General features: G+C 69.2%; 27 protein-coding genes. 4 read left to right on the forward strand and 23 right to left on the reverse strand.

Annotation, left to right across the window (positions count from 1 at the left end; all coding sequences use genetic code 11):
- Positions 1-51 precede the first annotated feature (51 nt).
- Positions 52-333 carry a helix-turn-helix domain-containing protein gene (locus tag G6039_RS31205; RefSeq protein ID WP_152104027.1) on the reverse strand — a complete coding sequence of 94 codons (282 nt, stop codon included), beginning with the start codon at positions 331-333 and terminating at the stop codon, positions 52-54.
- A gap of 78 nt (positions 334-411) precedes the next feature.
- Between G6039_RS31205 and G6039_RS07740 the strand changes: the two genes are divergently transcribed.
- The 4 genes from G6039_RS07740 (at position 412) to G6039_RS07755 (ending at position 2,402) form a co-directional block, all read left to right on the forward strand.
- On the forward strand, positions 412-786 hold the full coding sequence (locus tag G6039_RS07740; RefSeq protein WP_164528064.1) for a helix-turn-helix domain-containing protein: 375 nt from the start codon (positions 412-414) through the stop codon (positions 784-786).
- 47 nt (positions 787-833) lie between these two features.
- The gene (locus G6039_RS31010; protein ID WP_043799335.1) at positions 834-1,688 is read left to right on the forward strand and encodes a tyrosine-type recombinase/integrase; all 855 of its coding nucleotides are present in this window, start codon (positions 834-836) and stop codon (positions 1,686-1,688) included.
- A gap of 18 nt (positions 1,689-1,706) precedes the next feature.
- Entirely contained in the window at positions 1,707-1,877 is a 171-nt protein-coding gene (locus tag G6039_RS07750; protein ID WP_161780438.1) for a hypothetical protein, read from the forward strand.
- 87 nt (positions 1,878-1,964) lie between these two features.
- On the forward strand, positions 1,965-2,402 hold the full coding sequence (locus G6039_RS07755; protein ID WP_043799339.1) for a hypothetical protein: 438 nt from the start codon (positions 1,965-1,967) through the stop codon (positions 2,400-2,402).
- Between the two features lie 61 nt (positions 2,403-2,463).
- Here G6039_RS07755 and G6039_RS07760 read toward each other — a convergent pair whose 3' ends face one another.
- From G6039_RS07760 to G6039_RS07865, 22 genes are all read right to left on the reverse strand, one after another.
- Entirely contained in the window at positions 2,464-2,823 is a 360-nt protein-coding gene (locus tag G6039_RS07760; RefSeq protein ID WP_043799343.1) for a hypothetical protein, read from the reverse strand.
- 297 nt (positions 2,824-3,120) lie between these two features.
- Positions 3,121-3,861 carry an HNH endonuclease signature motif containing protein gene (locus tag G6039_RS07765; RefSeq protein WP_051446046.1) on the reverse strand — a complete coding sequence of 247 codons (741 nt, stop codon included), beginning with the start codon at positions 3,859-3,861 and terminating at the stop codon, positions 3,121-3,123.
- Positions 3,862-4,274: 413 nt separating this feature from the next.
- The gene (locus G6039_RS07770; RefSeq protein ID WP_051446047.1) at positions 4,275-4,613 is read right to left on the reverse strand and encodes a hypothetical protein; all 339 of its coding nucleotides are present in this window, start codon (positions 4,611-4,613) and stop codon (positions 4,275-4,277) included.
- Positions 4,610-4,807 carry a hypothetical protein gene (locus G6039_RS07775; RefSeq protein ID WP_043799347.1) on the reverse strand — a complete coding sequence of 66 codons (198 nt, stop codon included), beginning with the start codon at positions 4,805-4,807 and terminating at the stop codon, positions 4,610-4,612. Before G6039_RS07775 ends, G6039_RS07770 begins: the two co-directional genes overlap by 4 nt.
- Positions 4,804-5,112, reverse strand: coding sequence for a hypothetical protein (locus G6039_RS07780; protein WP_043799350.1), 309 nt, complete (start codon positions 5,110-5,112; stop codon positions 4,804-4,806). Before G6039_RS07780 ends, G6039_RS07775 begins: the two co-directional genes overlap by 4 nt.
- A 47-nt stretch (positions 5,113-5,159) precedes the next feature.
- On the reverse strand, positions 5,160-5,639 hold the full coding sequence (locus G6039_RS07785) for a hypothetical protein (protein ID WP_152545954.1): 480 nt from the start codon (positions 5,637-5,639) through the stop codon (positions 5,160-5,162).
- Positions 5,640-5,809: 170 nt separating this feature from the next.
- Complete coding sequence (locus G6039_RS07790) at positions 5,810-7,342, reverse strand: hypothetical protein (protein ID WP_043799354.1); 1,533 nt, start codon at positions 7,340-7,342, stop codon at positions 5,810-5,812.
- Positions 7,343-7,345: 3 nt separating this feature from the next.
- Complete coding sequence (locus G6039_RS07795) at positions 7,346-8,170, reverse strand: hypothetical protein (RefSeq protein WP_200868112.1); 825 nt, start codon at positions 8,168-8,170, stop codon at positions 7,346-7,348.
- A gap of 16 nt (positions 8,171-8,186) precedes the next feature.
- Positions 8,187-8,711, reverse strand: coding sequence for a hypothetical protein (locus G6039_RS07800; RefSeq protein WP_043799358.1), 525 nt, complete (start codon positions 8,709-8,711; stop codon positions 8,187-8,189).
- Entirely contained in the window at positions 8,704-8,979 is a 276-nt protein-coding gene (locus tag G6039_RS07805) for a hypothetical protein (RefSeq protein ID WP_152103955.1), read from the reverse strand. The genes G6039_RS07800 and G6039_RS07805 overlap by 8 nt, the downstream gene beginning before the upstream one ends.
- A 42-nt stretch (positions 8,980-9,021) precedes the next feature.
- On the reverse strand, positions 9,022-9,510 hold the full coding sequence (locus G6039_RS07810; RefSeq protein WP_051446049.1) for a hypothetical protein: 489 nt from the start codon (positions 9,508-9,510) through the stop codon (positions 9,022-9,024).
- A gap of 13 nt (positions 9,511-9,523) precedes the next feature.
- A complete protein-coding gene (locus G6039_RS07815; protein ID WP_051446050.1) occupies positions 9,524-10,633 on the reverse strand; it encodes a DUF4185 domain-containing protein in 1,110 nt (369 codons plus the stop codon).
- 2 nt (positions 10,634-10,635) lie between these two features.
- Complete coding sequence (locus G6039_RS07820) at positions 10,636-11,352, reverse strand: M23 family metallopeptidase (protein ID WP_235194057.1); 717 nt, start codon at positions 11,350-11,352, stop codon at positions 10,636-10,638.
- Between the two features lie 73 nt (positions 11,353-11,425).
- Complete coding sequence (locus G6039_RS07825) at positions 11,426-11,956, reverse strand: NUMOD4 motif-containing HNH endonuclease (RefSeq protein ID WP_043799364.1); 531 nt, start codon at positions 11,954-11,956, stop codon at positions 11,426-11,428.
- Positions 11,956-12,597, reverse strand: coding sequence for an N-acetylmuramoyl-L-alanine amidase (locus tag G6039_RS07830; RefSeq protein WP_051446051.1), 642 nt, complete (start codon positions 12,595-12,597; stop codon positions 11,956-11,958). The genes G6039_RS07825 and G6039_RS07830 overlap by 1 nt, the downstream gene beginning before the upstream one ends.
- Positions 12,598-13,701 carry a hypothetical protein gene (locus G6039_RS07835; RefSeq protein ID WP_043799367.1) on the reverse strand — a complete coding sequence of 368 codons (1,104 nt, stop codon included), beginning with the start codon at positions 13,699-13,701 and terminating at the stop codon, positions 12,598-12,600.
- 14 nt (positions 13,702-13,715) lie between these two features.
- Entirely contained in the window at positions 13,716-14,717 is a 1,002-nt protein-coding gene (locus G6039_RS07840) for a hypothetical protein (protein ID WP_043799369.1), read from the reverse strand.
- A gap of 4 nt (positions 14,718-14,721) precedes the next feature.
- Positions 14,722-15,900 (reverse strand): Gp37-like protein, encoded by a 1,179-nt coding sequence (locus G6039_RS07845; RefSeq protein WP_043799374.1) that lies wholly within the window; start codon positions 15,898-15,900, stop codon positions 14,722-14,724.
- A gap of 1 nt (position 15,901) precedes the next feature.
- On the reverse strand, positions 15,902-16,819 hold the full coding sequence (locus G6039_RS07850; RefSeq protein WP_043799377.1) for a hypothetical protein: 918 nt from the start codon (positions 16,817-16,819) through the stop codon (positions 15,902-15,904).
- Positions 16,819-20,964: a phage tail tape measure protein gene (locus tag G6039_RS07855; protein ID WP_051446052.1), complete on the reverse strand. Its 4,146-nt coding sequence runs from the start codon at positions 20,962-20,964 to the stop codon at positions 16,819-16,821. Before G6039_RS07855 ends, G6039_RS07850 begins: the two co-directional genes overlap by 1 nt.
- Before the next feature lie 14 nt (positions 20,965-20,978).
- Positions 20,979-21,806: a hypothetical protein gene (locus G6039_RS07860; protein ID WP_043799380.1), complete on the reverse strand. Its 828-nt coding sequence runs from the start codon at positions 21,804-21,806 to the stop codon at positions 20,979-20,981.
- Between the two features lie 3 nt (positions 21,807-21,809).
- On the reverse strand, positions 21,810-22,172 hold the full coding sequence (locus tag G6039_RS07865) for a hypothetical protein (protein WP_043799385.1): 363 nt from the start codon (positions 22,170-22,172) through the stop codon (positions 21,810-21,812).
- Positions 22,173-22,214: the final 42 nt, after the last annotated feature.

Consider the following 22,214-nt stretch of genomic DNA (forward strand, 5'->3'; position numbering starts at 1 on the left):
AGTCGTTGCCCCGTCCGGTGTTGCGAGCACCGGCGGGGCGCTTTCGTTTTGTCAGGCCGCGGCAAGCTCATTGCCGGCGAAGAACTTCGTGACGGGCACGCCGAGAATCCGTGCCAGGGCTTCCAACTCGTCGGTGTCGAAGGCCGAATGAGCGAGGAGTCGGCGAGAGAGCGCTGTCTGGCTCATGCCGATCTGCGCTGCCGCTGCGGACTGCGACATACGAGCGCGCCCCAGCTCGGCTCGGACGTTTCCGGCCACTGTTTGCCTGAGATGGTGATGTTTGCGCACAGAGCAAGGTCTAACGCATATGAGCACGAATCGCAACCATGACATTCCGGCCGGTATTGTTCTCAGCGCAACAAATTGCGCTTAGACCTTGCATTTACCCGCTAGGCGCGTAATCTCTTGCGCATGACGAAACTCAGCGTTCTTCCCCGCGACGATCAGCGCGAGACACGTCGGCAAGCGATCGCCCGGCGCCTGCGCGGCAAACTCGGCGAGCGACGAATGAGCCAGACCAGGCTCTCTGAGCTATCCGGAATCAACTCGTCAGGACTCTCGCGTCGACTCAACGGCTTGATGCCGTTCGACATCGACGAGCTGGAGGTGATCTGCTACATCCTGGAGGTGGATCTCGACGAGATCCTCACGGGAATAGCGAACCCCCGCCACCCAGGGGGTGACGGGGGTTCGTCTGTCGTGCGGATGCTCCCCCGGCTGGACTCGAACCAGCAACCGTTCGGACGACGGATTGCAGCCCTGCGACCTGCTCTTTCCGCCGCCTGATGAAGAGGCGGTCACATTCCTTGACGCTGGTAGCGATACGAGGAAATGTGCACAAACAGAAATATCGCCTACCCCACGAATGGGAAGGGGCCGTCGAGGGCTGGCTCGACTGGCTCCGCACCGGGGGAATACCAGCGACCACCATCCGAACCCGCCGCGGACACGTCCGCCGCACCGCCCGCATCCTGGGCACCCGGACGCCGGCCGCGGTCACCACCGAGCAGCTCGTCGCCACCTTCGCGCGCCGAGACTGGTCCACCGACCACCGCCGCGGCATCCGGACATCACTGATCAAGTTCTTCGACTGGACCACCGAGCGCGGACTCACCACCAGCAACCCCGCCGCCGGCCTACCGAAGGTCCCGGAATCCCGGCCGAGGCCACGACCGGCCACCGACCGAATCTGGCAGGACATCCTCATCAACGCCGGACCGCGCGAACGACTCATGGCACGACTCGCTGGGGAAGGCGGGTTGCGTCGAGCAGAAGTCGCGCGGGTACACACCAACGATCTGATCGAAGAGATCGACGGCTGGACCCTGATCGTCCACGGCAAGGGCGGGAAGCAGCGCACCATCCCGATCAGCGACTGCCTCGCCGCGGAAATCGCGAAGGGCCCCGGGGGCCACACCATCGGACGGGGAAGGTCCGGCTGGTTGTTCCCGGGGCAGATCGACGGCCATCTCGCACCGGACACGGTCGGCAAACTCGTCGGGGAACTGATGCCGCCCGGCTGGTCCATGCACAAGCTGCGTCACCGGTTTGCGACCCGCGCATTCCAAGGCACCCGCAATCTGCTTGCGGTGCAGGAGGCTCTCGGGCACGCCAGCGTCGCGACCACGCAGCGCTACACCGCCATCACCCGCGACGACGTACGCGCCGCGGTCACCGCCGCAGCCTGACCCACGAAAGGAACCGCCATGAGCACGATCAGCAACGCCGCCATCGCCGCATGGGCCGATCTGACCGAGCAGGAGCAGTTCTACGCCATCGGGGTCCTCTCCTGCGACGCCCCCGAAATACTCCTCCACGCCGCCAACACCGCACGTGATCACATGCGCGTGCGCGCACACAACGAATCCATGCACTGATCCGCCTGGGCGCGCCCGGGGATCGGTTCGAAACCATCGCCCGGGCGCGCCCGTAACACCAAACCGGCCGACCGGGATGATGAAGGTATGAGACTCCGCGGATTCGCCCTCGTGCCCGCCCTCCTGCTCGCCGCCGCCTGCGGTGACAACACCACCGACAACACCGCCACCAGCTCGCCGGCCGCCCCCACCACGACCGCGACCGAATCATCGCCGGCGCGCACGGCCGACAGTTTCGAGCAGCAGATGCAGCAGGGCGCCGAGGAACAGGTCCGCGAACGGCCAGGCGACGCCCAGGGCCTCGCCGAAGCCCTCACCGACATCACCGGCGAACCCGTCAGCGCGAACATGGCCCAGCAGATCGCCAACGTCACCTGCCTGAGCATCGACGTCGAGCCCGGCCCCGGCGCCGTCGACGCTGTCGCACAGCAGACCGCCACCGAACTCGGTCTGTCCCCCTCGGCCGCCGCCGAACTCGTCGACCTGTCCGTCGACTACCGCTGCCCCGAACTCGCGTCGAAGTAGCCCGACACGACGAAACGGCCCCCGACCTGGGTAGGTCGGGGGCCGATCCTGTGCGATTCGCTCAGCTCGCACTGCCGGTGTTGAACGGGTCGTACGCCCACACCTCACGCATCACCCGGGACGGATAGGCGTCTGGCGAGAGCCGGATCAGCTTGTTGACCGTGCCGTTCGGCAAGGTCTGGGTGCAGTCCCAGATGCGGCCGTGGAACCCGCGGCACTGCAGGCCAGCATCCCCGTACGGGCTGAGGATCAGGCCCTTCTCGGCGTGCTCGCCGAATGCCCCCGGATCCCACGGGGTGACGAAGTACTCGGTGGCGTCGTACGGGCCGGTCGGGTCGATCTCGTCGGCGGTGGCGGTCGGGGCGAGTACTAGTGTGGCGGCGGCCGCGAGGGCGGCGGTGGTGAGTGCGCGTCGGATCATTGGCGATGTACCTCCGGTCGTGGGTGCGGACTCGTGTCCCGTACCCGTGGAATCGGACGATACAAACCGGCCGTTACGGTATCGACTCCCCCTCGCGTCACTTCCGTCTCGCTCATCACGCCCAGTTCGCACACCCGTTCGACAACAGCTACAGTCGGCGCCGCGGGGCCGGTGAGGCGACGAGCCTGGGAAGCACCGGCCCCGCGCCAACCCCCTACGCCGCCCCGCCCAGGTACGCGGCGAGCACGTAGTTCCCGTGCCGATCCAGGTTGCCCCTCGCCCGGTCGTACCGCGACGTCACATCACGTCGGTGTACGACCTCCCGACGAGCATCCTCCACATCGTCATCGACGCCACCCCCGCCTCGCGCGCGAGTTCGTGCGAGGACACACCGCCGGCGGCGTAGCGCGCTCGATAGCGGCGCACCTCCTCAGCGGTGAACTTCGCTCCCGCGCTTCGAGTTCCGATGTGCCTGGCCGCACGGCCCTTGTTCGCCATGTCGAAGCTGTTCGCAGCCGGGGAACCCATGAACAGGTGCGCCGGATTGCAGCACGGCGGGTTGTCGCAGTGGTGGCAGATGAACATGCCAGCCGGGATCGGGCCGTGCGTGATGATCCACGCGAGTCGGTGCGCACCGATGCTGCGTGACTTGTGCGTCGTCATGCCGTACCCGAGCGTCGACCGGTGCCCGGTCCATTCCCAACATCCGTCCGGCAGCTTCTCGACACGCCGCCAAAATCGATTCCGCAGCGCCTCGTCCGACCATCGCGCATAGTCCGACTGGGTCTGCACCGAGAGATGCGCTGGGTTGACGCACATCCTCTCCCCGCACGTCGAGCCGATCCGGTGGCCGTCCGGAACGGTCCCGCCGGCAAGCTCCCACGCGAATGCCTGCGCCGGCCTCCGGATGCGCTGAGGTCGGGTGGCGACAGTGAACTGCCCGAAACCGCCGTTCGTCGCGCCGTTCCACCACCAGCACTCGTCGGGTTCGCGGCGAATGATCCGTTGCCAGAACCGCTGCTCGGTACGCTCGTCCATATCGGGCACCGTAGCGGGTCGGTATGACGGTCCGGAAAGCAGAAAGCACCCCCGCTCCGGAACGAAATTCCGGAGCGGGGAGGTGCATTCGAGTCAGGGATCGTCGGGCGGCGTGTACTTATCAGCAGACGAGAGTCCCGCGCGTACGACGCACGGTGCGGCCGGCCCGGCGGCTGGGTACGCTACGAATTGTCGCCTCCGTTTCCGATTCCCTTCGCGCCGGAGGCGGCCCCGGCCGCCGGGTTCCTGACGGAATGATCTCCCCCGAGATCGGGTCCCCACCCCCGGCGGCCGGACTCGGAAGGCCCCGCCCGTTACATGGCAATGTTCCCCGGCGGGGCCTTTCTCATGCGGCACGCCCCGGCCGGTAGTGAGCCGCTTCTGACGCGGCGCCGGCAGCCGCGGCCCGCGGTCTACTGCTGTGGCGGTGGTGACTGCTCATCGGTGTCGAGCAGTCCGAGCATCCGGTTCGCGGCGTCGAGGCGCGCCTGCCACTCGTCCACCTCCGCGTGCTTCGCCGCCCACCGCGTCTTCTGCTCGTCGGACGGCCAGCCGCCCTCGCGGCCCCAGCGTTGGATGGTGCTGGTCGACATGCCGGTGAGCATGCTCATCTCGCGGATCGATCCGCCGGCCAACAGTCCGGCGACGACGGCGGCGCGCAGCTCGGTTTCGGCGGCGTCGCGGGCACGCATCGCGTCGAGGATGCGCGCCCGCTCCGGGTCGGGGATCAGTCCACGCTTCTGCGGAGTCACCCGCCGACGGTACCGATGGCGTCGCCGAGCTGCCGCGCGATCGCCGAGTAGATCTGCTCCTCCGTCTGGCACTGCCACGCAGTACGGCTACCGAACGGGTAGCCGAGCACGCCCACGCGAGCCGCCTCCGCGCGGCGTTCACATTCCTTGCGTATCTCCTCTACCCGATCGAGCTCCGGCTGGTCTTCGCTCATGCCGCACCCCTCAGATGCTCGAAGCACGCCTTGAGGTTGAATCTGCGCCAGGTGGTGCGCTTCATACGCACCGGCTCCAGTGGTAGTCGCCAGCCATCCCAGCCGCACCCCTCGCACGGTTCCTGCTGAATGAGGTGGTCACGCCGCAGCGGGCAGTCCTGCGGCTCCGGCCCGACCCACCCATACCCCCGACCGGACGGCACCCGATCGATGGTGGGTGGCGGGTTGTCGAACAGGAACCCGTACCGTTCGCGCATCCACTGGGACGGCACGGCGTTGGCGAATGGATCCTCCCCGAGGCTCATGTGTCCATCCTCTCAAAGGTGTAGCGATCATCGCCACGTAGTGAGTGTTATGCGCCCAGGTCGAGCTGCAATTGCTGGAACGGTGGCGCGATGTCGGTGGGAGGCAGCTCGCCGCGACGACGGAGGTCATGCCACGCATGCGCAGCGCCGCGCCCCTTGGTCCGCACCCGGTGACAGTTCGCGCACACCACCTCGCACTTGGCGATCTCAGCTTCGATCGCGGCCCGCGAGTGCATCATCATCTCGCCGACGTGGGCCAGCTTGTTCACGCCCGGGAGGTGATCGAACTCGAGCGCCTCGGCGTGCTCGCGGTACCCGCAGTCGACGCAGCCCTGCTCGAGCTTGTAGTTGCGGATGAAGTCGAGGTTGGACTGGTACCTCTGCCGCATGATGCGGCGGGCGCAGTCACGGCAGTCGAACCGGCGCCGCATGCGGGCTTCCCCGTTGCGCCGTTGGTCGCGGTAGAACATGGAGATGTGCTTGGTCTCGCCGCAGATCCGGCAGGTGCGCCAGCTATCATCAGACATCGTCGAACTCCTCAGTAGTTCGGCCATGCCCCGGGGGTGTTACAGCACCCGCCGGGGTCCTTTCGTTTGACCGCCTGAGGCTACCGGTGGAGTCCGACACGTCCGGCTCAAACCGACTGTGCTGAGGGGTCGGGTCTCAGCACAGTCGGTTTGAGCCGTTACGAGCGGGGTCAGGCGAACAGCGGACGCGAGGACACCGCAGCGACCGAACGCGCCATTTCCACCGACGCGGCACGGGTGTAGTGGATGCCGTCCGAGTCGACCAGGCGGGGATCACCGACCGGACTGCCCGGCGTCGCCTCGAGGACGCGCTCGAAGTCGACGCACCCTGCGATGCCGTCCGGGAGCTGACGCAACAGGGCATTGATCACCCGGCGCCACCGTTCGGAGTTCCACGTCGCGGCCTCGTCGGTGGTGTGCGCGTACGCGGTGCCCGCCGACAACGTCGCGGTGTACGGCCCAGTCCCGGACACCGAGGACACGGTGACGTCCTCGGTGTTGTATCCCGAGCCGACCAGCAGCGTCCCCGCCGGCGGCGAGGCGCTGAGGGACAGCGTCGTCGCCCCGGCAGCGGCGGGCGCGGTGAGCTTGGCGTACTGGTCGGCGTACCCGGCCGGGGCGATGGTGGTCCACCAGATACGACCGATGCCCATCGACCGCAGCCTCGCGTTGATGGTCTGCATGTGCGTGGAGAACCCGTTGAGGCCGCCGGAGATGCCGTTGATGCCGAGCGAGACGACCGCGAAGTCGTACTGCTCACCCGCCGGGACGCGGTCCCACAGGTGCAGGTTGTTGACGGCCCAGTCCGCGAGGGTGGTCGAGCCGACGCCGAGGTTCGACCCGGCGGCACCGGACATGGCGGCGGCGGTCAGCGGCCAGGACTCGTGCGGCAGCGCCGAGACCGGCACGTCGGTGACGAGGGCGGGCAGCGGCAGACGGCTCTGCGAGTAGGAGATGGTGCGCGAGTCGCCTACGTACAGACCGTGCTGCACCGTTTCCGCGAACCGATACTGCACGACCACGTCGAGGCGGATGGAGTTGCGGGCGATCACCGGATCGGTCAGCACCGCCTGGCTGGCCTGGGCTGCGCCGGTGGCGAGCACGCCCTGTAGGGCGTTGCCGTTGGCGATCCCGGTGCCGGTGGCGGGCGTGGTCAGCCCCCAGGAGATGACCTTCTCGATGCCTGCTTGGATCGGGTCGGACTGAATCCAGTCGGTCCAGCCGAAGCTGCCGTCGGTGGGGACCGAGAATTGCCCGGCGACCTGCGTCACGGCGCCCTGGATGTTGCCGTTCCAACGCTGTCCGGTGGTGTTGCCGGTGGTGCGCTGCGGTGCGCCGGTCCACACGCCGGTGATCGTGCACGGGGTGGTGGGTACTGTTGTGGACCGGTTCGACATGTTGCGGACGCCGAGGCGCCATTCGATCCCGTCGAACGGGAGCTGCACGAGGCTGCGCTGCGTCAGGTCCGTCACGGTAGCGGCGGCGATCGTGTTCGGGGCGGAGAACGGGATCATCCCCACGCGGGTACCGGGCGGACGCACGTAAGTGGCATCCCCGACCGCACGCACCCGGGCGTCGACGGCGGTCTGGTCGAGCTTCGCCCCGACCTCGCCCTTGGTGGCGAACCCGGTGCCGAGCGCGGTCTCGACGTCGGGTGAGAGCTTCCCGGTTGCCTCGTCGAACGAGACGAGCTTTCTGGCCATCGGTCAGGCTCCAATCGTGTACAGGCCGGATCCGGCCGGGGATTCGGGCATGCCGGCCGGGATCGCATACAACCCCGATCCGGGCGGGTCTTCGGTCAGGCCGGTGAACCCGTACAGCCCGGATCCGGCCGGCGACTCGGTGAGGGTGTAGGTCTCCGGATCGACCGGCGGGAAGCCGAGGTCGACGAGCAGCCGTCTCCAGCCGGGGCCGCCGAAGAAGTGCCGCACGGAGAACCCGGCGGCGGTGTCGATCATCGCGTTGACGGTGGCCGGCCACGCGAGGGCGCCCTCGCCGTCGGTGATGGTCTGCTCCCCCGTCTCGGCGACCTCCCCGGCGGCGATCAGCCGGCCGATGTAGATCGCGTCGGCGCCGTACCCGGAGCGAGCCAGGGTGAGGAACCGGCCGCGGCGGACCTGCGCGACGGCAGGCTGGTCGAACGAGACCTCGCCGGTGACCTGCACCGGGGCGACGCCGGACAGGTCGACCTGCAGGCCCGTCTCGATGTTGTGCCGGTTGGTCTCGAGCCCCTTGAAGGCCAGGGAGAACACGTCCGAGGTGATGTCCGAGCGCACCGGATTGGAGTAGCCGATCGCACCTATGTCGGACTTCTCCATCTCACGGGCCCACACGATCGCATCCTCCTTGTCGATCAGCCCGTAGTCGAACCACCCCGGCGGCAGCTCGGCGAGGGTGGCGACGTCTCCGGTGGTGATCGACGACATCATCGGCGCGTCCGGGCCCGCGCCGAACACGTGCGCCTCGGACGGTTTGAGGATCAGCTCCCGCTGGTGGCGGGCCAACTCCAGTTGGGCGACTCTCGACGGCATCGCGGCGTCCTTCCGGTCAGTCGCACTTCGGTTCGGGATACGGGTTGTCGCGGCGCTGCTGCTCGAGCGCCCCGCGCGCGGCGATCAGGTCGGCGCGTTCGCGGTCGTTGACCGCGACGGTCGTCTCGTACCGCTCGAGCAGATCCCGCACCCGGCCGTTGCCGCCGGGTGGGGCGGTGAGCAGACCCCGGACCAGGTCGGTCAGGGCGGCGTCGCGCTGCTCACGCAGCGCGTCGTCGCGTTTTTCGAGGTCGCGGTCCTCGCTGTTGATGCGGGCGTTCTCCCGTAGCGCGCGCTGGAAGTCGGCGTTGCACTCGGCCTGGTGTTGCTGGGCGATCTGGCCGGTGATCACCGAGAACGTGGTCAGCAGGGACAGGGTGATCACGACGATGGTGAAGTTGCGCGACGATTTCGGCACGAACGGCACCAGCAGCGACACGCCCCGCAGCCGGTACTGGCGGTACTGGACGATGGTGCCGGCGGCGTAGCTGGCCGCGCCGACGAGCACGTAGCGGATGAGCGTCTCCCACAGTTCAGTCATTGGACTCGGCCTCCTGCTCGGCCTGCGGCCGTCGAGGTTGCGGCGGTGGGGGCGGCGCCGGCGGGTCGGCCTTGGCGGCCTGGTGGTTACGCGCGAGCAACCACATCACCACGGCCGTCATGATCTCGTTCAGCCCGGTCGGGGCCACCCACTCGAACCGGAAGAACTGCGAGACGATCTGGGCGGAGACCGAGGTTCCCCACAGGGCCACGACGATGCCGACGACCACGGACCGGGTCCGCGGCGATGGTCCGTTCGGTTGCGACACGCGCCGTCCCTGCCTTTCCTGCCGGCCCGCGGGCCCCTGCGGTCATGACCTCACCCCCGAGGCCGGCGGCGCGGCCGCGGTGTAGCGGGGGGCGATCTTCAGCCGCGCCAGGTACGAGATCGCGGTCTGGATGATCGTCTTGAGCACCAGCACCCCCAACGTGGCCCACGCGGCGCCGTCGAGGAAGTCGAAGTCCCCCAGCGCGAGGGCGAGCACCGACAACAGGGCGAAGCCGACGTCGATCGCCAGGCCCTGGACGAAGGTGCGCCACGAGCGGCTGCGGGCGTCGACGACGGTGAGCTCTTTCCCGCGGGCGGTGACCGCGGTGACGTCCGGGACCGGGTCGGGCATGCCCTGGCCGGTGAGCACGCCGGCACCGACCTGCCGGGCGTAGTCGCCGAGCTCGCTGCGCACCGCGGCCTGTTGGCGCGTCCACTCCTGGCGGGCGGCGTCGGCGGCCTCGCGGCGCACCAGCTCCCAGAACGGCAGCTGGTCGCCGGCGGGCTCGTCGGTTTCGTGATCTGCAGACATGCGGGTGCCCCTTCTACGGGTGGCCGACGAACTCGGCGAGGATGGCGTCCCACTCGGAGACCGGCTGGGCGTCCGGTGGGGCCGGGTCGTCGAGGATCGGGCCGGTGGGGTTCGGGGTGGCGACGCGGTACTGCATCGCGTGGTACGGGTCGCCGTCGGCGGCCCACTGGGACACGATCATCACGAACGTGCCCTTGGTGCCGTCCGCTTTCCGGAAGCGGCTGTCGGGGTGGACGTAGCAGCCGTACAGGCGGTCGACGACGTCGAATCCGAGCGGGAAGCCGCCGCCGCGCACCGGGCGGGTGATCGGGGCGGTGCGCCAGTTGATGTTTTCGATCGGGCCGTGGCCGACGCGGATGAAGCTGGCGTACGCGGCGTCGTCGAATCCGCTCCACACCCAGTGCCCCTGGATCCAGCGCAGCCCGAGCTCGCCGAGGCGGGCGCCGGCGGCGAGCAGGTCGCCGGGTTCGTGGTCCGCGGGGTTCGCCTTCCACACCCACTGACCGCCGATCCAGCAGCGGCCCTCCCACTTGGTGGGATCGAGGATGTCCTCCTCGCGGACCCGCCAGAGCAGGGCGTTCTTGTTGCGGGCCAGGCCGCCGGTGGAGATGGCGTAGACCCAGCCGTCGCGGCCACGGTCCCAGGTCATCATCACCCGCTGCCCGCGGAACGCGCTGGTGGACCACTTCGTGGTGGAGTTGGTGCCGTTGACCCAGGTCTCGCCGAGATCGTCGGAGTACCAGATCTCGCACCACACCTCACCGCCGAGGCCCTGCGTGACCATCACCCACAGGTATATGCGGTTGCCGATGGTGATGGCGTCGCACGGCAGCACGGTGGAGAACACCGGGTTGTTGTGCACGTACGGCCACAGCTGGGCGCCGCCCTTGCACGCCCCGTCGATCACGATGGGCTGCGCCATGTCCCGGGTCGGGGAGGTGACGAGCACCGGGGAGCGCCAGTTCGTCAGCCCGCCGATCGGGGGGCCCCACGGCTGGGTGCCGCCGAACGTGTCGCCGAGGACGAACCCGACCCGGCCGTTCGGCATCACGAACGGGATACCGAGGTCGGTGCCGCCGACGTCCCCCACCGGCGCCGGCGTCAGATCCTTGACCTTGACCATGGTCAGCTACCCAGGATCTGATTCACGTCGAGCTGCAGGTGCGCCGCGACGGCACGCAGCAGCAGGTTGTTCTCCCGCGCGAGCGCCGCGGTGCGCAGCACATGCCCGCGCATGGTCGTCGGGCCGGTGCCGCCGTCCTTGGTCTTGTCCGCGACCTCACCGAAGGTCATCTCGGCGGCGACGGACTTGAGCCACTGCCGCATCCGCGGGTCCTGGTACTCGTTCGACATGTTGTCGTACAGGGTCAACGCGTCGGCGGTGTTGACGAGTTCGTTCTGGACGTCTGCTGCTGTAGCCACGGAGGCTCCCTTCGTTACCGACGGCACCGATGCCGCCGGGGTCTTGGTGGTGGCCGGCGCCGGGGCGGTGCCGGGGTAGTTCGCGTTCTTCAGAAACGGCATCGGGTCCATGCGTCCCGGGCCGGCCGGTTGGCGCGTCCAGCGGTGCACCTCGACGTGCACGTGCGGATCGACGCCGCCATTGGTCGATCGGTCTCCGTTCACGCGGCCGATGCGCTGGCCTGCGTCGACCTTCTGGCCGCGGCGTACTTCGGGGACGATGTGCCCGTACACCCACAGGTTCGAGCCCTGAGCGTCGTCGGAATCGATGTCGAGATAGTGACCGAAACCCTCTGGATCCCATCCGACGGCGACGACGGTGCCTGCCTGGACGGCGTAGACCGGCTTGTTGGCCGATCCACCCGGCCAGCCGAAATCCACACCGTAATGCGTTGCGCCCCAACGCGGTCCGTAACCACTAGTAACGATGTGCCCGCGGGCCATCGGGAAGTACCTACGCGGCATTGCTCATCTCCCGCCTTTTCGCTGCGTGCCATTCCCTGTCCGTCTTGCGTAGGCAGGTGACGCAGCGGCGCTTGCCATCGCTCAACGTGCGGACGTTGTCACCCGACATCGGATGCCCCCGCTTGCAGACGATGCGTATTCCGCCGCACCGCCTTCCGTTCCGGATCCGGTCGGCGATGTTCTCGGATCGCGTTCCCCACCGGAGGTTCGAGGCCCGGTTGTTGCCCGGGTCGTCGTCCCAATGAAGCCCTTCGGTCCCCTCGGGAGCCGGACCGACGAAGGCCTCGAGCACGAGACGGTGCACCAGCACTGTGCACCGATCGCCGTCCCGACTCAGCGTCACCTGTCGGTGTCCGCGAGGCATCATCTTCTGCCGCAGAACTCGGCCACGGTAAAGCACTTCGCGGCCGCAGTTGTGCCAGATCATGCGGTCGACGGATCGAACCCGCCCCTGATCGGATACCTCGTAGTAGCCGACGTATCCGGATACCGGCTTCCACGCCTCCTCCGGCCCGGCCATCACTTTCCCCTTCCGACGAATTCGGCCAGGACCGTGTCCCAGTCCTCACCGGTGACCGCGGCGCCGACGGCACCGCCCTTCGACAGGTGCACCGCCCGGTCGAGGAAGATCGGCCACGGGAACTCGGGTCCGGGGTCGGTGTGCCCGCCGCCCCACATGCCGAGGTCCCCGTGCCCGCACACGCCCCGCGAGCGGGGCGGGGTGCCGTCGGTGACGCGGCGGATCGGCAGCTCGTTGATCTCGGCGCGCCACGCGACCCACAGGGCGCCGCGCCAGAGCATCAGGTCCTGGTTGCGGCCGTCGGTGTCCTTGTCCGGATCGAGCCACTGCGCTGCGGTCCACTCGGCGAAACTGCCGCCGAAGCACAGGTGCTCGGCCACGGTGTTCGCGTTCGCCGCAGCCCAGGGGGCGTCGACATAGCGCACCATCTGGATGAGCTCGCGCTCGTCGACCGCGTCGTGGTAGGACACCTGCGAGGATGCCTGGGCGCAGTAGCCGGCGAGGGAGCGGGCGGTGCCGTTGCCCTGCTGGGTGTGGATGACGAGGTAGCGGCAGTCCGTTGCCGCGCCGGGGTATCGGTTCGGGGACCAGATCGGGTCCGCGTTGTGCGGGTCGGCGAGCGCCACGAGGGTGCCTCCCATTCAGGCGACGATGTAACTGAGATGGCCGGTGATGACGTTCGGGTCGACGACCACCGGCGTACCGTTCGGTGGTGGGGCGTTGAGGATGACCGGCACCGCGCCGGCCGGGTTGCCGTCGTCGCCGTTCGACTTGAGCGGCAGCAGCCGCGTGTCGTCGCCCTTGGTGGTCACGTACGGGATGACGAAGTTGTTGTACTCGTTGCGGATCAGGAACTTCAGCGGCCAGTTGTAGAACCCGTCCCCGGTGTTGGTGTTGAGCAGACCCTCGCCCCACTGGTCGGCGAACACCGTCGACGGCCGGATCCCCGACGGCAGGTCGATGCGCATCCCGCCGCGGCCGAAGTCGACGAAGCCGGTGCCCTTGCGGATCTCGAACCGCACGTGGCAGGTCTGGGTGGCGGGGTCGAGCTGGTACCAGCCGCGTCGCACCCCGCCGGCGCCGAGGTTGCACACCCCGGAGACGAACGACTGCAGCACCGGGTCGTACGCGGTCCACGGCAGCGCGGCCGCCGAGGTCAGCGACAGCGTGCTGTTGCCCTGCCCGTCGTTGGCGGTGATCGTGTACTCGGTGGCGGCGGACTGCAGCACCGCCCCGACCGGCAGATCCACGATGGACAGCTGCTCGGTCTGCGCGGCCTGGAACGGCCCCCCGAACCCGCCCCACACCCGCACGTCGAGGACATCGGCGGCGGCGATCGTCGACACCGACGGCCGGACCCGCACCACCGCGAGCGGGAACTCGTAGGTGCCTCCCGCGACCCGGGTCAGCGCCGGCGGGGTGCTCGACCCGACCACTCCCTGCTTGACGAACACCTCCACGCGCGAGTTGTCCCCGGCCCAGGTGAACCGCAACCCCAGCACGTCGAGGCGCGCCGAGGCGCCGGCGTTGGCGGCGATCTCGACGACCTGCGGGGCGGATTCGACCACCAGCACCCCGCACACCATGGCGGTGCCGGCGGCGAGCTGGATCGACCGCACGCCGGTGGAGGTCGGTTTGAACGCCGCCGCGGTGTCCACGACGGCCTTCGCGCCGGCGAGCGCGAAACGGGTGGCCTCCTGGACCTCGGTGACGGTGCCCTTGAACCCTGCTGTGGTGGCTACCAATTCAGCTCAGCTCCCTAGATCAGGTATGCGCCGTGGACGGTGACGAGTTCGGGGCGGCCGTTCATCACCCGGATGCGCACATCGTTCGGGTTGGACGCGACGTAGAACAGGCCGCGGGTGGCGTTCTCGCGCAGCAGCATCTTCCCGGGCATCCACGGCCAGGACGGATACATGACCTCGGCGTCGGCCCACTGGTCGGTCAGCTGCGCCCCCACCGCGGTCGGCAGCGCCATGCCGTAGGCGACCCCGTCCGGGTTGGTCCAGCCGCCGATCGTGCCGTACAACCCGAGCCGCACCTTGAACCGGCACACCCCGTCCGCGATGCGGTACCGGCCGTCCTTCCAGAACGTGGACGCGGTGACCAGCTGGCCCGCCGAGTTGTAGATGTTCGGCACGAACGACTTCCACGCCGTGGTCTGCGGATCGATCACCGTGTACCCGATCGTCGCCGCCGCCGGGGTCTGCACCGTCACCTGATACAGCGAGGTCCCGACCAGGATCTCCGCGCCGAGCGGCAGATCGACCCGCGCGAGGTTGGTGGCCTGCACCGCCCGGTACGGCCCGCCGACGCCGCCCCACACGCGGGTGTCGTACACGTCCCCCGGGGCGATGGTGGTGACGCCGGAGCGCACGTACACCACCGCCAGGACCATCTCGTACACCACGCCCGGGGTGCGGGTCGGCGCCGGCGACGACGGGGACGCCGCCGGGGTGCCCTGCTTCGAGAACACCGTCACCGACGGGGACGCTCCCCAGGTGAACCGCAGCCCGACGAGGTCGAACCGCGGCTGCCCGGAGGTGTTGGCCGGCAACACCGCCGAGGTGGCGGCGGTCTCGGCGTACCGGATGCCGCACGCCAGTGCGGTCCCCGCCGTGAGCGCGATCGTCCGCGTTCCGGACGAGGACGGTTTCAGGTCGTTCGCGCCGGCCACCACCGGCGGGGCGAGCATCGCGAACCGTCGCGCCTCGCCGGCCTCGTCGACGATCCCCTTGAACCCGGTCAGCGTCTGGGCCACGCGGTCACCTCCTGGCGTTCTGGTTGCGGATCTGCGCGGCGAGCCGGGCGACCGCGTCGGCGACCGCGGTCGGGCGGCCCGGGGCGGCGGAACCGCACGTCGGGGTGTAGGTGATGGTGGCGCCGGCGTCGTCGCGCATCTCCACCTCGGTGATCTGCGCCCGGAACACCTGTCCGGCGATGCGGGCGTACGCGAAATGCCCCAGCTCCCAGTCGGTCCCGAGGAACCACGGCTTGCCGTCGACGACGGTGAAGTTCACCGACAGTCCCCCGGCCGCCGCGGCGAGGGCGGTACGCCCGGCGTCGAGCGGATCGACGTTCTCGTCGTTCGCCTCGACGAAGATCTCCGGCAGCCCGAGGTTCGCGCCGGCGGCGCGGCGGTCGGTGTCGATCACCTCCGAGAACGGCCGCGCCACTCCCTCGCCCTTGCCGCCGATGTACGCGCGGTACGCCTTCGGTTCGGTGGAGGCCACCGAGAAGGTGGACAGGTGTTCCTGCTGCCACAGCAACCGGCCGGTGTCGCGGCCGGCGACGACGTCGAGCATCACCGTGCCCGGCTCCGGGGCGACCTGCACCCCGGCCGGCAGCGGATCCCCGACCCGGTAGGTGCGAGCGGTGATCGAATACCCGTACCGCTTGAGCACATCGTCGGTGAGGGCCTTGACCGTGACCATCCGCGCCGAGAGCTCGACGATCGGGGACTGATCGTCCGGCGCGGCCGGCACCACCATCACCGGCACCTGCAACCGCCCCACCGCGTCGGCCAGATACCCCTTGACCACCGTTTCGAGCGGGCCCTCCCGGACGTCGGACTCGCGGTCCTGCAGGCTCGGTCCGACGTCGGGGTTGGCGACGGCGAGCATCGCGTCGAGCCAGATCCGATCACCGACCAGGGTGAGCTCGAGGACCGGGCCGTCGCCGTCGTCGACGTACTCCCCCGACACGCGGCCGGTCCACGGCACCGCCGACGGGGTGTACACCGAGATCAGCAGCGGCTCGTCGTGCACGTGCAGCGCCGCGGTGAGCAACTGCGGGTCCGGGGTGCCGGGGATCGTGATGGTGCCCGACCCGATGTCCTCCCACTTCGCGGTGATCGTCGCCTTGTCGTGGTCGGTGATCGAGGCGATCAGTTCCTTGTGCCGGTTGTACACCAGATACCGGGGCTGATTCTTCGAGGTGTGCATGTCAGTACGCGCTCAGGAAGTGGGTGGCGAGTTCGAGGCGGATGTTGGCGCCCGGGCCGCCCCCGACGATCTGCGCCGTCGCTAGGACGTTGTCGCCGGGTGCGACGGGTGCGAAGTCGTACAGCCCGGCGATGCGGTCCCACGCCCGGTTGCCGGCGCCGTCTTCGACGGTGGTGCCGTTCGGGTCGGTGACGATGACCAACCGTTCCCCCGCCGCCAGGCCGTGCGTGTAGGTGATGTGATCGCCGATGCCGAGCACCGCCTGCCCCGGCCCGTCGACCGTCCACGTCGGCCACTCCTCCACCTGCCCCGGATTGGTGAGCACCACGTTGCCCAGGGCGTTGCCGCCGGTGATGTAGAAATCCGGGCCCGCGTTCGCCGGGCCGTAGTAGTTCTCCGGGGCCGCCGCTCCGACGAACCCGAAGTCGTACACCTGCGGCTTGCCGAGGTAGAACGGCGACTCCGACGCCACCGTGATGCTGTAGGTGGTCTTGCCGGCGATGTCCGGCATCGCCGCGGCGGTGTCCGCGAGATCGAGTTCGACCAGACGCCCCACGAACCGGCGGGTCTGCGACAACGCCTGAACCTCGAGCGTGCCCGGGTAGAGCGGGGAGAACGAATCCCGGAACGCCCGATCCAGCAACAGCCACTCGTCGCCGCGCCGGAACCGCCCGTCCGGCCGCGAGACCCACGTATCGCCCACCGTCACCGTCATGCCGAGCTCCCCGGCATCCCAGTCGATGCCGTCGAACCGCACCCCCGGCACCCGCGCCGAGGTGTGCGTGCGCGGAGTGAACTTCGGCAGGAACACCGACTTGAGACCCTGGGGCAGCACCGCGCCCTCGGTGCCGGCCATCAGATCCCACCGCGTCCCCAGATGCGAGGTCCACCACATGCCGACCCGGGTGAGCACCGCCATCACAGCCTCGCTTCCGCGAAGGCCCGCTTGGTCTGCTGCCGCACCTCACGCGCCACCCGCTTGTCGTCGGAGACGTACTGGTTCTCGATCTGCTGACCGACGACCTGCGAGCCGGACAGATCCACCGACACCAACGCCGCACGGTCGGTCGCGGACAGCACCTCCCCCGGCGAGACGGTGGTGAGGCGTTCGAGGATCGGGATCAACTTCTCGTCGAAGGACCGGGTCATGTCCGCATCGAGCACCCGCTCCGGGCGGATGATGTCCTTCATCATGATCCCGCGGCCGTGCGCGAGGCCGCCCTGGTCGAACAGCCGGTCCACCCACGCGCGGGCTTCGGGCATGCGCTGGCCGTACCGGTCGGGGAAGGCGGAGACCTGCACGCCCTGCGCCACCGCGCCGGGATCCATCGCCCGCCAGTTCGGGAACTTGCGCACCATCGCGTTGAAGAACAGGCCGGCCGAACCGTACGGGTTCATCCGCTCCTGGATGGTTCCCCACCCGGCCTGCCGCTGCTGGAACAGACCCACCGAATCGTGGTCGTAGCCCAACGCATCGTGCGGGAAGCTCAGCGACTCCGGAACATTCGGGTTCGCGTACATCCGCAGCGCGGACTCGACGAGGGCCGTTGCGATACCGATCGAGGCGCCTTCCTTCCCGAGTCCGCGGTCCTTCGCGGCGCGGATGATCTCGGAGGCATAGAAGTCGGCACCGGCGCCGTACGCGCCGATCCCGGCTGCCGCTTCCTCCTTGTCGGCCTTGCCGCGCAGGAAGTCCCCGACGGTGCTGGTGAACTTGTCGAACGCGAGCTTGGGCAGCTTGCCGATGTCGCCGCCCCCGAAGTCGGGGATGGCGTTGCCGATCGGGCTCATCACGCCCTCGAATGCGTCGGCGACGCGGGCCCGCAACCAGCCGAACAGGCCCCCGCCACCGCCGCCGGAGGCGATCGGCTCGATGGGGGTGCCCGGCTCCGGTAGCGGTGCGTATGCCGCGACGTGCACGTGGTCGCGGTGCTGATCGTTGGTGGCCGGCCCGAAGTCGAACGGCCGGCCCTCGTCGATGTTGCGCCACCCGGCGAGCGGCCAGTGGATCAGCTCGGCGAGCATCGGTGCGTAGTTGTCGTGGAAGAACCGCGCGGCGGCCTTCATCTGCGGGGTGCCGGCGGTGCCGCCGTTGGAGAAGTCCACCGCCAGACCTCGGCCGTGCAGATCGTTGGTGTCGCGGTACGTCGAGGTGATCTCCATGCCGGGGAAGAACCGGTTGACCTTGTCGACGATCGACTCGACCACGCCGCCGCCGGCGAAGTTGCCGAGTTCGCGGCGCACCGCGGGCACACCGCCGGTGCGGGCGGCGGTGTTTAGGTTGTCCCACCGGCTCGGCCCGACCGCGCGCACGACCTCGGGTCGGGCGATGCCTTCGCCGCCGCCGAGGTTGATCGCGGCGCGGCCGTCCGTCGAGACGAACCGCATGTTGTCGTGTCCCGGCGAGTATCCCGGCAGCCGCGATGTGCCGCGGGCGTAGTTGCCGAGTTCCCCGAGTGGGGCCTCGTCGAGCTTTGGCAGGTTCAGCCAGCCGGCGACCTTGTTCCACGCCTCGCGGATGCCCTTGTTGTAGACGGTGTCGACGACGAACTTCACCGGCTTGGCGGCGATGCCCTTGATCCGGTCCCATACCTGGCCGATCCAGTCGACCGCGGCGCCGAAGGCGTCCTTGACCAGGTCGAGGGCGCCCTTGAGTCGGTCCCACACCGGGAGCACGACGTTGTCGACGACCCAGGCGATTCCGGCGCCGAGGGCATCCCAGACCGGTTTGATGACGCTGTTCCAGACCCAGGAGAAGTAGTTCCCCACGGCCTGCAGTCCGGCGAGGAGCAGGTCCCACGCCACCTTGATGACGTTGTTCCAGACCCACATGATGCCGGCGCCGAGGGCGGAGAACAGCTGGCCGAACCAGTTCAGGATCGGCATGATCACGTTGTTCCACGCCCAGGAGATCGCGGCCTGGATCCAGTCCCAGGCAGTGAGCACCGCGTTGCGGAACCAGTCGACGTTGTTCCACGCCCACACGATCGCCCCGACGAGGGCGAGCAGCGCGACGATGATGACGCCGATCGGGTTGGCGTTCAGGGCCGCGTTGAGCAGCCACTGCGCCGCGGTCATCGCGCCGGTGGCGACGGCCGAGGCGATCATCGCCGCCCGGGTCGCAATGAACGAGGCGACGATCCGGGCGTTCGCCACGACCCAGGAGATCGCGGTCTTGCCGGCCTCGAGCGCGGCGGATGCGGAGGTCGCGATGAAGGTGGCCGTGGCGCGCGCTGCGTTGGCGATCCAGCCGCCGATGATGCGGGCCTGCGCCGCGGTCCACGAGGCCGCGGTCTTGACCGCCTCCACCGTCGCGGACGCGGAGGTCTTGACGAAGGAACCGACCGCGGTGGCCTGGGTCTTGACCCAGCCGCCGGCGTCCTTCATCGTGCTCCATGCCTGGGTGGCGGTGTCCTTGGCGGAGACCAGGGAGTCCTTGACGCCGACCACGCCCTCCTTCACGGAGTCGAACACGCCCTTGGCCTGCTCGAATCCGCCCAGCGCGCCGCCGAGTCCGACCATCGAGGCGGCCGCGGCCAAGGCGTTGCCCTCGCTGTCCTCAAGGGCGCCGGTGAACTCCCCGAACATCGGCAGGACGTTGTCGCCGAGCAGGCCGACGACCTTGTTCTGCATCTCGCGCCCGAAGGTCTGGATGGCGTTGAGCGGCCCGCCGGCCAGCACATCGCCGGCTTCGTTGACCGAGCCCTGGAAGTCGCCCATGGCGGAGTCCGCGCCGTTGAGCTGGGCCAGGAACTGGGGGATCTTGTCCACGCCGAGGTCCTCGAGCGGCGTGCCGAACAGCGCGAGCGCTGCCTGCGACCGGGCCGCCGGATCCTTGATCCCCTCGAGCCCGACCATGATCTCCCGGAACGCTGCCTTGGCGTCCTCCCCGCCGGCCAGCAGCCGGTTGGTCATGGCCGTCTGGTCCATGCCCAGGGCGGTGTACGCCTCGCCGGACGCCTTGGACATGTCCGTGGCCCGGATCTGGAACTCCTTGAGCGCGTCGCCCATCTTGTCCATCCCGATGGCGCCGTTCTGCGAGGCGTTCACGATCAGGCCCATGGCCTCCTGCCCGGTGAACCCGAGCCCGGTGAGGTACCCGCCGTACTCGTCGACGATGGGCATGAGCTCCCCACGCATCGCCGGGGGCACCCGCTGGAACGCGGCCATGAGCATGTCCGTGGCCTCTTGCCCGTTCTGCGCGATGCCGTTGCGCATCAGCAGCGACGAGGACATCGCGAGCTCGTTGACGTCCATGCCGAAGGTCTGGGCCATGACCAGCAGCCGCTTGGTCAGGTCCTCCATCTCGGCGTCCGTCGTGTCCCCGATCAGGGACATCGACCCCGCGACGGCACCGACGGCGTCGGTGACCTCGGCCATGGAGGAGCCGTAGTTCTGCGCGAACACGTTGCCGGCGATCGACCCGGCGCGCTTGGACTCCTCCGCGGTGAGGTCCAGCTGCGCGCGCAGCGACCGCTGCAGGTTGCCGCGTTCGAGGACCTCGCCCATCTGCGTCGACAGCAGTCCCACCGCGGCGACTGCACCGGTGGCCGCGCCCTTGAGGATGCCGCTGAATCCGCCGCCGAATGCGCGAGCCCGGCCGGTCATGCGCTGGAAGAACGAGTCCGTCTGGGTTTCCGCTTCGGCGCTGTCGAGCCTGGCCTGCACTCGCAGCACTCGTCCCTCGGCGGAGCGCTGCCCGGACTCGGCGGCCTGCAGGGCCTGCGCCGCTGCCTCCTGCCGGCGGGTCGCCTTGGCCACGTTCTCGCGGGCCGTGGCCAGGCGGCCGGCGTCGGTGACGCCCCGATCGACGAGGGCCTGCAGCTTGGCCTCCGCGACGGCGACCGCGCCTGTGGCGTCGGCCTCCTTGCGGCGGGCCGCCTCCACCTTCGCCGACGCCTGCTCCACCTGCTGGCGCGCCTTCTCGAGCTGCCGCTGATCGACCGACGGCTGGATCTCGTGCTCGACCGGGTTGCTCTGGATCTCGCGGCGCACGCGCTGGAAGTAGCCCCGCATCGAGGGCATGACATCGACGAAGGCGTTGCCGCCGGACAGATCAGGCACCGCGGTCCTTCCTCTCAGTCGTGGGTGGGGTCGGGCAGGCTCAGCCGCTTGTAGCGGGAGCCGAGCACCTTCGAGGCGATGTCGTCGTGCTCGACGTACAGCCGGTACTTCTCGTACCGCTCGCGGGCGGTGAGGGGCCGCGGCAGCGGCCGCGGGGTCTTCGGGCCGCGGCCCTTGAACTTCGGGCTGGCCTGGAATACCGCCGCCTCGATCCGGCGCAGCGTCTCGAGGATCGCGGTGTCGGTGTCCCGGTCGCGGGTCCACCCGACCAGCGACGGCCGTCCTACCCCCGCGGGCTTGCCGTGCTCGGCTTCCCACTTGGCGTGCCGCTCGGCCAGCTCGAGATCCGCGGCGAGCGCCGCGGTGTAGTAGCCGCCCTCGATGGGGCGTTCGAGGAACCGAAACAGCTTGTCCCACGGGGTTTTCTCGTGCTCGCGCACCCAGTCGTACAGGTTCAGGTGCCGGTCGATCAGGTCGCGTTCGATCGCCTCGCCGTACAGATCGAGGGTCTCGACCAGCCGCAGGAACCCTCCGAGCGGTGGGACCAGCAGCCCGAAATGGGCCCGGATCTTGTCGATCAGCGTCACCAGCTCGGACACCGGGCGTTCCTCGTACACGTCGAGGATGTCGTCGGCGAGGTCCTCCCCGACCAGCGCGTCGAGCTGCTCGGTGGGGGTGACGGCGGTGTCGAGGGCGCACGCCCCGTCCGCCGCCGGGACATCGACCACGACGGTGCGGCCGTCGAGGTCGAGGGAAAACGGACCCGCCGCCTCGGCGAGCACCTGCTCGAAGAAGCTCTCGGTGTCCCCGTCGTCGGGCGGGTCCGTCTCCAGCTCGGTCATGGGTCAGCGGCGACGACGCCGACGCTCGAACCGGTTCGCGGCCTGACGCTCCTCGAAGCGCCGCGCGTCGAGACCGAAGTACTCGAACACATCACGCTGCCAGTCGATGAACTCGTCCCACGACAGCGCCTCGATGAACGGCTCGGCGGTCTCGTATTGGTCGAGCAGCAGCAGCCGAAGTCCCTGCCGCAGCGAGGTGCGGTCCGACTGTAGCTCGAGCATCGTGCCGGTGTCCGGTTCCTGGATCACGAACTCGGGGCTGTCGCCGAGCACGAACCGGTACGGCTCCTTGGCCGGGGTCTGGCCGCCGAACCGCTTGACGGCGCCGTTCGCGCCGCGGCCGATCTCGATCGGTGCTTCGCTCATGCCTGGGACTCCTCGGTGGTGGGGGCGGGTTGGGTGGTGGCG

This window comes from Rhodococcus aetherivorans (assembly GCF_011058165.1).
Classification (GTDB): domain Bacteria; phylum Actinomycetota; class Actinomycetes; order Mycobacteriales; family Mycobacteriaceae; genus Rhodococcus; species Rhodococcus aetherivorans.